General features: G+C 34.5%; 12 protein-coding genes. All 12 read left to right on the top strand.

What is annotated here, in order from left to right; translation table 11 throughout:
- Positions 1 to 73 precede the first annotated feature (73 nt).
- The 12 genes from BBI01_RS03745 to BBI01_RS03690 all read left to right on the top strand — a co-directional run bounded on the left by BBI01_RS03745 (position 74) and on the right by BBI01_RS03690 (position 14,072).
- Entirely contained in the window at positions 74 to 265 is a 192-nt protein-coding gene (locus BBI01_RS03745) for a hypothetical protein (protein WP_065393368.1), read from the top strand.
- A 92-nt stretch (positions 266 to 357) separates the two neighbouring features.
- The gene (gwsG, locus tag BBI01_RS03740) at positions 358 to 1,323 is read left to right on the top strand and encodes a grasp-with-spasm system ATP-grasp peptide maturase (protein ID WP_065393367.1); all 966 of its coding nucleotides are present in this window, start codon (positions 358 to 360) and stop codon (positions 1,321 to 1,323) included.
- A complete protein-coding gene (locus BBI01_RS03735) occupies positions 1,320 to 1,520 on the top strand; it encodes a hypothetical protein (protein ID WP_065393366.1) in 201 nt (66 codons plus the stop codon). The genes gwsG and BBI01_RS03735 overlap by 4 nt, the downstream gene beginning before the upstream one ends.
- A complete protein-coding gene (locus tag BBI01_RS03730) occupies positions 1,495 to 2,493 on the top strand; it encodes a hypothetical protein (RefSeq protein WP_065393365.1) in 999 nt (332 codons plus the stop codon). Before BBI01_RS03735 ends, BBI01_RS03730 begins: the two co-directional genes overlap by 26 nt.
- A gap of 6 nt (positions 2,494 to 2,499) precedes the next feature.
- Complete coding sequence (locus BBI01_RS03725; RefSeq protein ID WP_123862078.1) at positions 2,500 to 3,102, top strand: hypothetical protein; 603 nt, start codon at positions 2,500 to 2,502, stop codon at positions 3,100 to 3,102.
- A 13-nt stretch (positions 3,103 to 3,115) separates the two neighbouring features.
- A complete protein-coding gene (locus BBI01_RS03720; RefSeq protein ID WP_065393363.1) occupies positions 3,116 to 3,973 on the top strand; it encodes a vitamin K epoxide reductase family protein in 858 nt (285 codons plus the stop codon).
- Between the two features lies 1 nt (position 3,974).
- Complete coding sequence (locus BBI01_RS03715; protein ID WP_065393362.1) at positions 3,975 to 4,637, top strand: thioredoxin domain-containing protein; 663 nt, start codon at positions 3,975 to 3,977, stop codon at positions 4,635 to 4,637.
- An 11-nt stretch (positions 4,638 to 4,648) separates the two neighbouring features.
- Positions 4,649 to 5,452, top strand: a complete 804-nt coding sequence (locus tag BBI01_RS03710; protein ID WP_065393361.1) for a GLPGLI family protein — start codon at positions 4,649 to 4,651, stop codon at positions 5,450 to 5,452.
- Positions 5,453 to 5,534: 82 nt separating this feature from the next.
- Positions 5,535 to 6,119: a Holliday junction branch migration protein RuvA gene (gene ruvA / locus BBI01_RS03705; protein ID WP_065393360.1), complete on the top strand. Its 585-nt coding sequence runs from the start codon at positions 5,535 to 5,537 to the stop codon at positions 6,117 to 6,119.
- Between the two features lie 6 nt (positions 6,120 to 6,125).
- Positions 6,126 to 13,235, top strand: a complete 7,110-nt coding sequence (gene sov / locus BBI01_RS03700; protein ID WP_498365965.1) for a T9SS outer membrane translocon Sov/SprA — start codon at positions 6,126 to 6,128, stop codon at positions 13,233 to 13,235.
- A 107-nt stretch (positions 13,236 to 13,342) separates the two neighbouring features.
- Positions 13,343 to 13,720 (top strand): glycine cleavage system protein GcvH, encoded by a 378-nt coding sequence (gcvH, locus tag BBI01_RS03695; protein WP_045492676.1) that lies wholly within the window; start codon positions 13,343 to 13,345, stop codon positions 13,718 to 13,720.
- 25 nt (positions 13,721 to 13,745) lie between these two features.
- Positions 13,746 to 14,072, top strand: coding sequence for a VanZ family protein (locus tag BBI01_RS03690; protein ID WP_065393450.1), 327 nt, complete (start codon positions 13,746 to 13,748; stop codon positions 14,070 to 14,072).
- The last annotated feature ends 1,075 nt before the right edge of the window (positions 14,073 to 15,147 follow it).

The raw sequence follows: 15,147 nt of genomic DNA, 5'->3' as shown, positions 1-15,147 counted from the left end.
TATGGGTGATTTTTTTGTTTGTATCTTCATTGACGTCAATAATGACATAAAAATCAAATTAAAAATTTAACGCATGAAAAAATTAGAAAACCTTAAGGGGAAAAAATTAGGCAACATGAAAAGCATTATGGCTGGAAAAGCAATAGGAGGTGGAGCTGGACTAGCTGGACCTTGTGGAGGAACAGGTTCAATGGATGATCCGCATGTATTAGAAACGCTTACCATTACAAAAGGTGGAGGCGGTACTAATGATGGATGTGACTAGTTATCCCTTCTGATCTAAAAAAAACTGAAGACTCTTTATATTTTAAAGAGTCTTCCTTTATCTAATGTATAGTATTCGGTAATTTATAAAATATGATTCTGATTTTATCAACACCCAATGATGATGATACCAACATCGTTATGGAGCATTTGGCGGTTTTGGGTGAAAAGTGCTTAAGAATAAATGATCTTGATTTGTTCAATGGTAATATAAAGATGCATTATGAGCTGTCTCCGGAACCTAAATTATTTGTTGAAAGTAATTATTTTGAAAAGACAGACCTGTCATCTGTTAAATGTGTCTGGTTTAGAAAATTTGGATTTTTTGATAAATTCAAACCCTATTTGCAAGGGGAAACTAATATTGAAATGTTGGAATACCTGAAATTGGAATATACAACGACGCTAGATCTTTTTTTTGATTTTTTAAAAGATAAAAAATGGCTTAATCATTATTCAAATATTAAAAAAATAAATAAAATCAGTACCCTGATCGCTTCTCAAAAGCTAGGATTAAGCATTCCCAAAACAACAATAACGAACACTGTTGATTCTTTGGATCTCAATGAATCATATATTACTAAATCTATAAAGGACGGAACAGTAGTGAATGTTAAAGATGAAATATTTTTCTTTTTAACAAAGGAAGTCAAGCCAAAAACGATGTCCCGTTATAAAGGTTTTTTCCCGAGTTTATTTCAGGAGAAAATCGAGAAAGAATATGAACTTAGAATTTTCCATCTGAATGGTAAAAATTATCCAATGGCTATCTTTTCTCAGAGAGATGCACAGACGGGTGTAGATTATAGACATTATAATTATAGTAAGCCCAATAGGATGATTCCTTATGAATTACCTGAAGAAATTGATGATAAGATCTGTAGTCTGATGAAGAATCTCGGACTTGATACGGGTTCACTGGATATTATAAAAGGAAAAGACGGTGATTATTATTTTTTGGAAGTAAATCCTTCAGGTCAGTTCAGAATGACCTCATTACCGTGTAATTATGATCTCCATTATAAAGTAGCAAACCATCTAAAAGCGATGAATACATGAAAAAAACATTATTAAAAGAATTGGGATATGAAAAAAAGAAAGAACTTCTTCCTGTAATTTTCTCCCATATAGCACCTATGGAGGTCAGTAAAATAAAAAGAGACCGCCCGTTTAGATTAGCTAAAACTAATATTCATCAGTCAGAAATCTATTGCTTAAGAATATATAAAGATGGAATTAACATATCTACAGAATAATAAAGACAAATATATCCACGTATTTTCATGCTGTATCCCTGTGAAAGGGGAAGAAAGAGGTGCTATTTATGATCTTCAGAGAGAAGAAATAGAATTTGTACCCAATACAATGATAGATTTCCTTGAATATATTGATCAAAAGAAAATCAGTTCTGTTCTGCATGAATTTGAAGCAGATAAAATGGCTGGAAAGTATCTGGATTATTTAGCAAAGAATGAAATTATTTTTTATTCTCATAAAGATTTTTTTCCAAAGCTGTCTGTTAAAAGCATTAATGAAGATACATGTACCATACAGTTTGTTACACTGATACTCTCAGATTTTATAAGAGATCATTTTGATACTGTGATAAAGAATATTAGTGCATTAGGAGTAAAAAGATTACATATCCATATTGATCGTAAAGATTGTATGAAAGAAATTAATACAATCCTGGATGCTTTGGAGTATACAAGAGTAACCAATATATCATTCTCTATTCCTTACCAGAAAATTGATAAAAAGCTATATACCAATAATCGTTTAAAAACATTGTATATCTTTAACTCACCTAAAGAAAAAGCGCTTGTCAATAACGAAGTGACCAGTCTTTTTATAACGGTAAGTGATGCCAGAATGTTTTTACCAAAATTTAATATTAATACTGTTGAAATCAATACTACGGCTTATAATATTGCCAGAAACTACAATTTGTCATTGTATAAAACCATATTTGTAGATGAATCGGGAAAAATTAAATTCAATATCACTGATCCCAATAACTACGGAAATATAACGGATTCGTTTGAAAAAATAAAAACAGAAAGCATTCAGAAGCTATCCGAATTGTGGAATATAAAAAAAGAAGACATCGCTCCATGTAATGCTTGTGAATTCAAATTCTGTTGTACGGTAGTTCAGGTTCCCTTTAAAAGTGATAATGGCTATGCAGTTGCCTGTAATTATGACCCATATAGTGCCGAATTAAACTAAAAAATAATGAGTAGAAAGCTGATAAGACTAATAGGATTACTTTGTGTAAGTTTTTTAATGCAGAGTTGTAAAAATTATTATTACTTAAAACATTCTCCCGCATCAAATAATGAGGATGGCAATCGTCTTCATCATATAAAAGTTTCTGATGAAAATATACAGTTTATCACCTATTCAGACTACCAGTTTAATAAAGTAAATGAAAAGTATGTTTTCTTTACAACGAAAGATATAGATCATATTCTAAAAGCGAATATAAGAAAAGCTTCCGGTGAGCAGGTTATGTTTATGTATACCAATATGAGTATCTATAATAATTTGCTGGGGTTCTATTATAAAGACGTTACATTGGAAAATGTGGTGCAGGATTATAATAGAAAGCTGGATGTGGATTTAGGTAATGGTGTTTTGTATACCTATGATTCCGGAAAGTTTAATGTTGTTGATATTTATAGAAAATGTAGTAATGGGGGAGTGATAAGGTTTATTAATTTGAATAACCCAGATGAAAAAGATCCTCAGTTTAAAAAATTTCATCGTGAAGTCAATAACTTGTTTTTTGATCTTAATCAGAGTTTGTGGGATAAAAATGCTGTAGACTTTCAATAATCTGTAAAATAGTATGGCTGAAAGTATAGACAATATCTTGAAATACCTGAAGAAAAAAGATATTTTTTTAGAAAGAAAAACATTTACCTCCCAAATTCAGTCGCATCCTGCTTTTCCAAGTCTGATGTCTATCATAAGCGCACTCAATGTAAATTACATCTATAATTACGCAATAGAAATTGAAAACTCAGAAGTACATGAGCTACCCGATGACTTTTTAGCATATGTTGAGCTTAAAGATAACCAGTCGGAATTAGTTATTGTGGAGAAAATAAATACAGGATATCTCATCAACGGAAAACATAAATTGAATGAAAATGAGTTCCTTTCAAAGTGGAATAATATTGTCATTTTAATCGATGAAACACTTTCCAAGCCTCAAACGACACGTAATAACAAACATATTCTCTGGGTAATTGTAGGTCTTTTTCTGATGTTATTGATCTTTGCAGCTTACCAGATAAATCATTTTTCTTTTATCTATCTGCTTTTATCGTTATGTGGATTTTTTCTGTCTGTGCTTTCGCTAAGGAAAATATTTGGAATAGAAAATCATATTGTAAACAAGGTCTGCTCGGGGAATTATACAGATTGCTCACTCATCAACGATACGAAAAATAAAAATTTTGTCTCAAATTTCGGAGATTTCAGTTTAGTTTATTTCTTTTCGAATATCATTAGCTTATTACTTATGCAAGCAAGCCACAATGACGGAGCTTTAATCATGATACAGAAAATTTTATTGATTGTCATTTTTCCTGTCATAGCATATTCACTGTTTTATCAGATATTCAGGATCAAAAAAATATGTCCTTTATGCATTGGGATTATCCTTGTTTTACTTTTACAAACATATATTTTATTGATGTGATATGAATGTAATACCCATTATACCTTTGGTTTTATATGCCGTTTTTTATTTGTTAATCCTTATTTTGTGGCTAAGGATTAGAGCTTATTTAAAACAAAATGAACACATCAAAGATCAGCTGATAAGAAAAAACAGAGTTGCCAGAAACTATAACCTTTTTATTAATACTTTACATACGGAGGAAAAAAAAGAATTACCTGAAGCTGTGATTGTACTTGGGAATAGAAACAGTGAACAGGAATTGACGATATTTACAAGCCTTTACTGCGAAATGTGCAAAGATATATGCGAAACAATCAATAAGATACTCTTTGCTTATGAAGAAGAAATCAGAATAAATATTTTTTTTAAAAAGCATCCTGTTGAAGACAAAAATGAACCTTTATATATTCTTCAAAATTTATATTTATCAGATGGATCCGAAGAGTTTATGAAAGCATTCAATTTCTGGTTTGAAAATAAAAACCTTAAACCATGGAAAGATAAAAAACAACATCTCTCTAATAAGAATGATGATACAATCACATCTTTGAATACATGGTTTTCCATGAATAATATTATCTCTACACCTTCCGTTTTTATTAATGAGTATATTTATCCTCCCGAATTTGAGAAAGAAGACCTGTATTATCATATAGAAGGAATAATAGAAAATAACGAATAAACTAAGACACCATGCGCAATAGAATATTAATAGTAAGTATCCTCCTTTTTGTTTTTCATAGCTTGTATTCACAGGATATGAGAATAGATTACAATCTGGTCTATAAAGAAGACTCCCTAAGTTCAGAAAATGTTACTAAGAAAATGGTTCTCCTTATTCAGAATGAAGGATCGAAGTTTCTTACTGAAAAACAATACAGTTTAGATTCTTTAAGAAGTACTGGATTTACTGGCTTCGCTATGGGTGATCCGGATTTTTATGTTATAAAGAAAGGTCAAAATACCGCTTCCCAGTATTATTTTATATTTAGAGATACTTATAAACTTACAACTCAACCGAAATTTGACTGGAAAATAGAGAAAGAAGTAGCGGAAAAATATGGCTATAAATGCCAAAAAGCAACGCTCAATTATAAAGGAAGAACCTGGGAGGCTTGGTTTACTCAGGAGATTCCGGTTCAGGAAGGACCTTATGTTTTTAAAGGACTACCAGGATTAATTGTGTATATGAAAGATACTCGCGGTTCCTATGAATTTGCATTTTCAGGTCTCAAAAAAACTTTCCATAAAATGGAATTGGAAAATATAAATCCGAAACCTCTTGAAGTTTCTTACAATAACCTGAAGAAAATATTAATAGATTATTATAACGATCCGTTCAGAGAAATGAAGTCGGGAAATATAAAAGCTAAATTTAAAGATGAAAAGGGAAATGAGATTCAGCCTGATTTTAGAGAAATGACAAAAAATCTTCAATCTTCCCTTAAAAAACACAACAATCCGATAGAATTATCAGATGCAATTAAATATCCTTAACTGCTAAAAACAATTTATTTTAACCTTTAATGCTGTATTTGGGGGTTAAATTTTTATATTTGGGGAGTTTCAAAAATTAATAATGATATTTTCTTTACAAGGTACAGTTCAAGAACTTACACCTACCTATGCGGTAATCAACGTACAAGGCGTTGGATACTATGTTGGGATCAGCTTAATGACCTCACAGACACTGGTTTTAAATCAACAAACTTTTCTATTCATTCAACAAATAATCCGTGAGGATGCTCACCTTCTGTTCGGTTTTAACACTCGTTCAGAAAAAGAAATGTTCAATCTGTTAATAAGTGTTAATGGAGTAGGAGCTGTTTCAGCACTTATTCTGTTGTCTACTCTAAGCCTTGACGAAATTGCTTCCGGCATACTTTCAGGGAATAGTGCACTGATACAGAAAGCAAAAGGGATCGGAGCCAAAACAGCCGAAAGAATTATTGTTGATCTTAAAGATAAAGTACAGAAATTCAATGGTCCTGCTGAGAGTATTTCAGCCGCAGTGGATAATAAAATCAAGGAAGAATCGTTATCTGCATTAGAAGTTTTAGGAATTCCTAAACGAACAAGTGAGAAGATTGCTGATAAAATTTTAAAACAAAATCCAAGCGTCTCGGTTGAAGAATTGGTTAAACAAATTTTAAAAAACATTTAACATTTGGTGGCGAATAATAAGCATTTTAAGATATTTTTGTTCCTATCGTTCCTGTTTATGTCTGTAAATGCTTTTGCACAGCAGACGAAAGACACGGCGATCATAAGAAAACAATATGAAGTGGCAGACCCCACGCGGTATGAAGCCTACTACGATATCAAAACCGGGATGTACTATGTATATCCCAAAATAGGAAATACAATTACAGGTCCTCCTACAGCCATGTCTCCGGAAGAGTATAAAGAATATATGCTCGCCACCCAGACAAAAGCGTATTATAAGGAGAAATCTGATAAATATAATCTCCTTTTCAGAAAAGACAAAACTGATGCCAGAAAGAAAGGACTCATCCCTTCATTAATGATCAATAACAAGCTATTTGAAACCATATTCGGTGGAAATAAAATAGAGATCATTCCTTCAGGATACGCATCCATTGATTTCGGAGGACTTTACCAGAAAATAGATAACCCGCTGATCCTGCCACAGAACAGGACCAGCTTTACTTTTGATATAGACCAGAGAATTCAGCTGGGATTATTAGGTAAAGTAGGAGAAAACCTTCAGTTAAAAGCTAATTATGACACCCAGAGTGGATTTGCTTTTGAAAACAGAATGAATCTCGTTTGGCAGGCTAAAGGAAGCTGGAAAGATCTTCAGAGTAAAGGGCTTGGGAATGTTGATAAACCCAACGAAGGAGGAGAAGATAAAATTATTAAAAGAGTTGAATTTGGTAACGTAAATATGCCGCTTTCAACAAGTTTAATCCGTGGATCACAATCTTTGTTCGGGGTTAAGACTGAATTCCAGTTAGGAAAAACCTTTGGAACAGTTGTCCTTTCCCAACAGCAGGGTGAAGCCAGAAATATTGTTGTACAAGGGGGTGGTGTGATGAATAACTTTAAAGTCAATGCCATTGATTATGAAGAGAACCAGCACTACTTTTTAGGACATTACTTCCTCAATAAGTATGATAACGCCTTACTTAATTATCCACAGATCAATTCAACAATCAACATTACCAGATTAGAAGTTTGGGTATTGGATCAGGGAAATAGTAATCTTGCTTATCAAAAGAGTGTGATCGGGATCAGGGATCTTGGTGAAAACGGAGGTTCATCACCTGACAACTCTCTAAACGGATTATATGACGCTATTTCAGCAGCAGCAGGAACCAGAGAGTCAGGCAAGGATTATAGCGCAACATTTCAAGGAAAAATATTTCCCGGAACTCCGGAACCATATATAAATGGTGAACATTATACTTTTAATTCTAAAGCAAGAAGGCTGAATTCCAATGAATATACATTCCAGCCACAGCTAGGGTATATCTCTTTGAACCAAAAATTAAATGACAATCAACTTCTCGCTGTATCATACTCATATACAGTGAATGGAAGCAACAAAGTATTTAAAGTAGGAGAATTTTCTGAAGAAAGCCCTGTTCTGATTACTAAAATTTTAAGATCAAATAATACTACAGACACCAGCTCTCCAATGTGGGATCTGATGATGAAGAATATTTATTCCCTAGATGCAGGACAGGTATCTCCGGATAACTTCATGCTTAATGTGTATTACAGAGATCAAAAAACAGGTGGTAAAGTAAATTACCTGCCGGATACACCTGTAAAGGATATCAACTTATTAAAACTATTGAACTGGGATCGTCTGAACATGAATGGAGATATTCAGAACAATAAAGACGGTACCAAAGGAGATGGAATTTTTGACTTTGTGAATGGGGTGACAATCAGACCGGAAACTGGTAGAATTATCTTTACTAAAGTACAGCCTTTCGGTGATTATATGCAACAGGTATTAGGAACTAATGATCCCCAATATGTATTACATGGTATTTATGATCAGGTAAAACCTACAGGAGGTCAATCTCAGGTTCCTCAACGTTATACCATCGAAGGTAGATATAAAGGAGTGCAGGGGCAAGGTATTTCTTTGGGAGCAGTAAATGTACCTCAGGGATCTGTAAAAGTTTCTGCAAATGGAGTACAGCTTGCCGAAGGGGTAGACTATACCGTAGATTATATGCTTGGAACCGTTACGATCATTAATGAAAACGTAAAACAATCGGGGCAGGCTATTAATATTTCATTGGAAAACCAATTGACATTTAATACTCAAAGAAAAAGATTCTTAGGATTAAATTTAGAAAGGAGATTCAATGAGAACTTTATCTTAGGAGGTACAGTTGTCAACTATTCAGAATCACCGCTTACCCAGAAAGTAAACTTCGGACAGGAAGCAGTGAATAATACGATGGCTGGTATCAATTTGATGTATAACAATCAGGCACCATTCCTGACCAGGCTTACAGATAAACTTCCATTAGTAAAAACTGAAGCACCTTCCAATATTAATTTTAGAATGGAGGGAGCTTACCTTATTCCAGGTTTGAATAAAGCAACCAATAGCCAGTCTTATATTGACGATTTTGAACAGACAACTTCTAAAATCTCTTTAAAGGAACCAGGAGCGTGGAGCTTAGCATCAAGACCGGAAAAAAATTCGATAGCACCATTTAATATTCCACCAACGAGCGATGACTTGACAAGTGGCTATGGAAGAGGATTATTATCATGGTATAATATTGATCCGAGATTTTGGGGAATTGGAGGAAAAGCACCTACAGGAATTACACAACAATCCGTATCAAATCACGCTTCAAGAAGAGTACAATACTCTGAGATTTATAATAACAGAGACTTTGTAGCAGGAGAACAAACTTATACCAATACATTCGATATCTCTTACTATCCGGGAGAAAAAGGACCATACAACGTAAACCCTGGATCCGAAACTCCGGAAAGCAGATGGGCGGGGATTATGAGACCTATCAGTGTTCCGAACTTTATCAGTTCAAATATTGAATATGTAGAATTCTGGATGATGGACCCTTACGCTGATGGGAATCAGTTGGGTACAAATGCAAGACTTTTATTACACTTAGGAAACGTTTCTGAAGACATCCTTAAAGATGGAAAAATGTTGTACGAAAACGGACTTCCTACTCTGTCAACACCATCTTCCACTACCAATTCAAATTGGGGGATACAGCCAAAACAACCTCCAATTTTATATGCGTTCTCTACTGAAGGAGAAGAAAGAAAAACTCAGGATGTTGGATATGACGGATTAAGTTCAGATCAGGAAGCAATGAGATTTGGAAATACATTTGTGAATCCGGTAACCAATATTGTAGACCCTGCTGTGGATGACTTTGTATTCTATTTGTCAGATAAATTTACAGGAAGTCAGGCTGCTTCATTGGTTCAGAGATATAAATATTTCAGAAACCCTGATGGAAACTCAGAAGCAAATTCACTGAATGTATCTTCACAATCTCCGGATGCAGAAGATATCAACAGAGATTATAACCTTGATCAGGTTGAAAACTATAACCAATATGTAGTAAAATTAGATCAGGCAAGTCTTGCGCTGGGAACAAACAATATCGTAGACGTAAAAACTGTAAAAGCAGATTTCCAGAATGGTCAGTCTTCTGATGTGAAATGGTTCTTATTCAGAATACCGGTTTCTCAATATGATACTCAGGAAGGAACCCGCAAACCAAACGTACTTAATAATGTAAGATTTGCAAGATTAATGTTAGCAGGATTTGAGAATACTTCTACATTGAGATTTGGTACAATGGACCTTGTAAGATCAGACTGGAGAAAATATACCAATACCCTTGCTACTTATTCAAGCGAACCTATAGATCCGGCAACAGATGAAGGAGTAGTTGAAGATACTGAAATCAATAAGCTTGAAGTAGGGAGTGTAAACATTGAAGAGAATGCACTTAACACACCTCCATATGTGTTACCTCCGGGAATTGACAGACAGGTTTTAAGTGGAAATGCCGGAGCACAGAGACAGAATGAAGCATCATTATATATGAAGGTTAGTGACCTTGCTTCTGGTAAATCTAAAGGAGTATTTAAGAATACTACTTTGGATATGAGAAGGTATAAAAAACTTAAACTGTTTGTACATGCACATGATGCATTGAGAGCAAAAGAAGGGTTTGATCAGAATACGAAATTCTTTATTCGTTTCGGTAGTGATGCTACAGATAACTATTATGAATATGAAGCATCTTTGGACTTAACTTCACGGAATGCTACTGCTCCAATGGAAATATGGCCAATGGAAAATGAAGTGAATCTTGATATTCAGAATTTTGTTGATGCCAAGATCAGAAGAGATAAGGCGTATCCTAATGATATTGCAAAAAGATTTTTAGATCCTGTTTTTGAACCGGGCGACCATTTTAAAAGAATTTACGTTAAAGGGCGTCCTAGTTTAGGTAATATTACAACTATCATGGTTGGTATCAAAAATGGGGTAGCCAGAGCATTACCGCCAGTGCCTATCAGTAGAGTTCTTTGGGTGAATGAAATCCGTCTTTCTGATATTGATAATGATGGAGGTTACGCAGCGAATGCAAGCTTAAACTTTAACCTAGGAGACTTTGCAACGGTAAATACCAGTGCATCTTATACTTCAGTAGGATTTGGAAATATTGATTCAAAACCGGCAGAAAGAAACCAGTCTACACAATCAGCATTCAGTATTAATACTGCGGTGAATGTAGATAAACTTCTTCCGGAAAAAACAGGACTTAAAATTCCATTAAACTATTCGTATTCCCAAACAATCGAAGATCCGAAGTACAATCCTTTAGATACCGATGTGGAATTCAGCAAAGCTCCAAACAGAGAACAACTGAAAAAAGTAGCAAGAACATATACACAACAAAGAAGTATCGGAGTTGTGAATATGCGTAAAGAGAAAGTGAACCAAAACAGAAAGAATAAGTTTTATGATATTGAAAATGTTTCGGTAACTGCGGTATACAACGATGACTATTTCAGAGATATTTATACAAAGAGAAATTACAGACAGTATCTGAGAGGATACATTGACTATAATTATACCTTCACACCTTGGTCAGTGAAACCATTCAATAAAATGATAAGTGATACTGCAAAATCAACCAAGTATCTGAGATGGGTGAAAGAATTTAATATTAATCCTATCCCTACAAGAATATCTTTCAGAACAGAAATTGACAGAAATTACAACGAGCTTGAATTCAGAAATATTGAAGCAATCTTAGGAGGAAATGTAGGTGGAGATATGGAAGCGATCAGAAACAGAAACTTCTATTTCGGATGGCAGTATGGATTAGGATTCAATTTCACAAAATCATTGAAGTTAGAGATTAGTTCAGCAACCAGAACCCTTAATGATAACATTGATGTAAACGGGATGGACAGCAAGTCTATTTTCGGAAATGTATTCAGAGCAGGAAGACCTGTGTTGTATAATCATAAAGCACAGTTAAGCTATAAACTGCCATTCCAGTACCTTCCTTATATGGATTTCCTTGAAGCAGAATTAGGATATGCATTTACATACAATTGGAACGCACGAAGTACTGCTTTATATGGTATGGTAAATCCAAACAATAATAAAGTAGAAAGCTTAGGCTCTATTGGGCAAAACACAAGTGTTTTAGAAGCTAGAGGAACGGCAGATATTCCTAAGTTCTTCGGACAGTTCAAATATTTTAAAAATATAAGTACCAAACTACAGAAACGTAAGCAGGAAATGGATTCCCTTAATACTGTTTATACGAAGCAATGGGAAAAAAACAGATACAGATACAAGAGCTATAAATTTAAGAATAAGCTTACCGTACTTCAAAGTGCAGCATTCTTCCTGACATCATTCAAGCAGTTAGATTTCAGTTATACGGAAAATAACGGTACTGTACTTCCTGGATTATTGTCAGCGCCTAACTGGTATGGCTCAGGGCAGACATTAGGAGGTCCTACAATCGGATTCCTTTTCGGATCTCAGGCTGATATCAGAAGAACAGTAATGGAAAGAGGTTGGGTAAGTAACTCTGAGTTTATGACAGACCCATATGTAAGAACGTCTACTAAAGAATTCAGAGCGAATCTACAGATGATGCCAATGAATGACTTAAGAATTGATTTTAACGTATTGCATAATTATAACAGTAATTTCTCCCATACAGGATTCAATTATACCAACGGAGGAGTTCCTGATCCGGAATTTACATTCGCTACGGATATGACAACGTATTCCAATTCTACGGTACTTCTTAATTCATCATTTAAAGATGGACAGGCAATTTATCAGGCGATCAGGGATAATGCAAGAATAATGTCATTACAGTTGGCAGGACCTAACGCAGAAATAGGAAATGATGGATTTGCGAAACATTACAGTATTGCCAATTCTTATGTATTGATTCCTGCATTTAGAGCAGCTCTTGAAGGTAGATCTATGTCACCGATGGGTAATCCTAAAAAATCAGGAATGCCATTGCCAAACTGGAGAATTACGTATTCAGGATTAAAGAATATTCCAATGATCAGCGGACAGTTTACAAAATTTGACATTTCACATGTATATACTTCCACTTATACTGCAACAGGAATTCAAAGAAACATTGACTATCATAGCAATCCGAACGGTTTCTATCAGACTGTAGACGATGCTGGGGTTATTGATAAAAACGGAGGAGATAAAATTAATCCATATACCTTTGCTCAGGTGGGGTATGTAGAATCATTCTCGCCGCTTTTAGGGATAGATGTTACAATGAGAAACAATATGCAGTTTGGAATCCAGTATAATAAAAACAGAATGATGGTATTGGGATTAGTAAACCACACCCTTACTGAAGATTCAAACTCAGAATATGTAGTAAGACTTGGATACATCATCAGAAACTTCAGATTAGGAACAGCTAATATCAGAGGACGAGGAACAAGAGGAAAGGGAAGCGATCTTAACATCAGAGGAGATATTTCATTAAGAGACAGCAAAACCTCCATTATGAACATTCTGTTGAATGATGCACAGGTAACAGGAGGACAAAGATTAATGAATATCAAGCTTTCTGCAGACTATAATGTTTCCGAAAACCTGAACCTAAGAGTTTTCTACGAACAGATGACTTCCAAGTACAAGATCTCAACAGCATTCCCGCTGTCTACGATCAGAGCAGGTATTTCCGCTACATTTACATTCGGAGATTCCGGTGGCGGATTCTAGAAATAACATAAAATTAAAAGTCCTTCAGTTTTGAAGGACTTTTTTTATATCCAATATTTGAAGCTAGTAGAATTTTGAATACATTTGTACAAAATAAAAATTTAAAAATGAACACACCATCAGAATTAAAGTACACTAAAGATCACGAATGGATCAAGATTGAGGGGAATGTAGCTACAATTGGTATTACAGACTTTGCTCAGGGAGAACTTGGAGATATCGTATACGTAGATGTAGATACTGTAGACGATGATCTTAATGGCGGAGACGTTTTCGGAAGTGTAGAAGCAGTAAAAACTGTTTCAGATTTATTCTTACCTATCTCAGGAAAAGTTATTGAATTCAACTCAGAATTAGAAGACCAGCCTGAACTGTTAAATACAGACCCTTATGGAAACGGATGGATCATCAAATTAGAACTTGCTGACGGTGCAGATCAGTCTGAATTACTTTCTGCTGAAGATTACCAAGCTATCATTGGATAAGATTTCAAAAATATTTAGTAAGATATTGCCCATTTATTGGGCATTTCTTACTTATATGCTCCTCAAGCCGGGAGAAGAAAATCATGAATACTGGTTTATGTTCAGCGGTATTGATAAGGTTTTGCATGTAAGTATATTTGCAGCTTTAGGATTCTCATTCATTGCCGCATTCCCAAAAATAAAATTTTCATACTTTTTCCAGATCATCCTTATATATGCATTTCTTACCGAAATTCTACAGGAAGAAATGGGACTAGGCAGATCTATGGAAACTTTAGACATCGTTGCCGATACGGTAGGTTGTCTCATTGGTTATTGGACCTATAAATTTTTGATCAAACGATTTTTCTAATTCTATTGTAAAAATCAATCTTATTCGGATGAGGTATCTATCTGTATTGATTCTCCAATATCCATATTCTCCTCAAACCTCCCACTCTCGGATATTCAAACTCTCAAAATTCTGTTTTTTTTTCAGGAGCTTATTCCCGCTCTCCACTTTTACTCCTCGCGCTTAGCTCTCCACCTCCAAAGCCTAAAACTCTCCAGCGTATGCTGTGGGGTAACCGTTTCTATCGGGGCTAGGGGAGAAGTGCCTTTAATGAATGATAAGTAATATATCGATAGTCTCCATTGTAGGCATCCATTACCGTATTAGTTATCCTGTAGTTATCCTAACAATACTTTCACTTTCGCCTCTCTATATATATAATAAAGTCAACCATTCATTTTATGAAGGATTCAAGCTATTGTACATGTCTCCAAGTTTCCGGCTCCCTATTTCCATTCCTATATATAATATTCCTAAAACATCTATACTTCTCTGCGCAATCCATGCCTATGTATTTAAATAAAATATGCCCAACCACAATCCATTCACTAGAACCGGCTTTAGCCCGTTTACTAAATAAATCTCAACATAGGTTTTAGCCCAAAGATAAAACCCACCCACACTCCAGCCCTCATACTCTTGGATCCCACTCCTTCAAACATATGTTTAAAATTTTCCACCTTTAAACCAGCTGTTTAGTGCTAAATATGAATTCACCATGAAATTTATGTTAAATAATTTTGTTTTGTGTTGTTATAAGTTGTTATCTTTGCCCCACTGAAAACGAGAGTATCTCAGTAGCGCAGAAGAGCTTTTAACTAAGCAGAGACGATATTACTTCAAAAAGAGAGAAACAAAAAAACTTTGCATATTTTATTAAATAAAAGTTGCGGGTTACAATAAAGTTTGTATCTTTGCAATCCCAATTACGGGAGCGCAGGAGTGGATAGATTAAGGTTTAGAAAGGAGTTAAGGTTACATAAAAAACTTTAAATTTTTCTTTCAAAACATTTGGTCATTACGAAATAAAGTTTTACTTTTGCACTCGCAAATACGGAGCGACACTGACAGAAAGATTGCTTCGTTACAAAGCGGA

The sequence above is a fragment of the Chryseobacterium artocarpi genome (assembly GCF_001684975.1).
GTDB lineage: Bacteria > Bacteroidota > Bacteroidia > Flavobacteriales > Weeksellaceae > Chryseobacterium > Chryseobacterium artocarpi.
The sequence above is the reverse complement of the archived record's forward strand: the minus strand, read 5'-3'. Positions and strand labels throughout refer to the sequence as shown.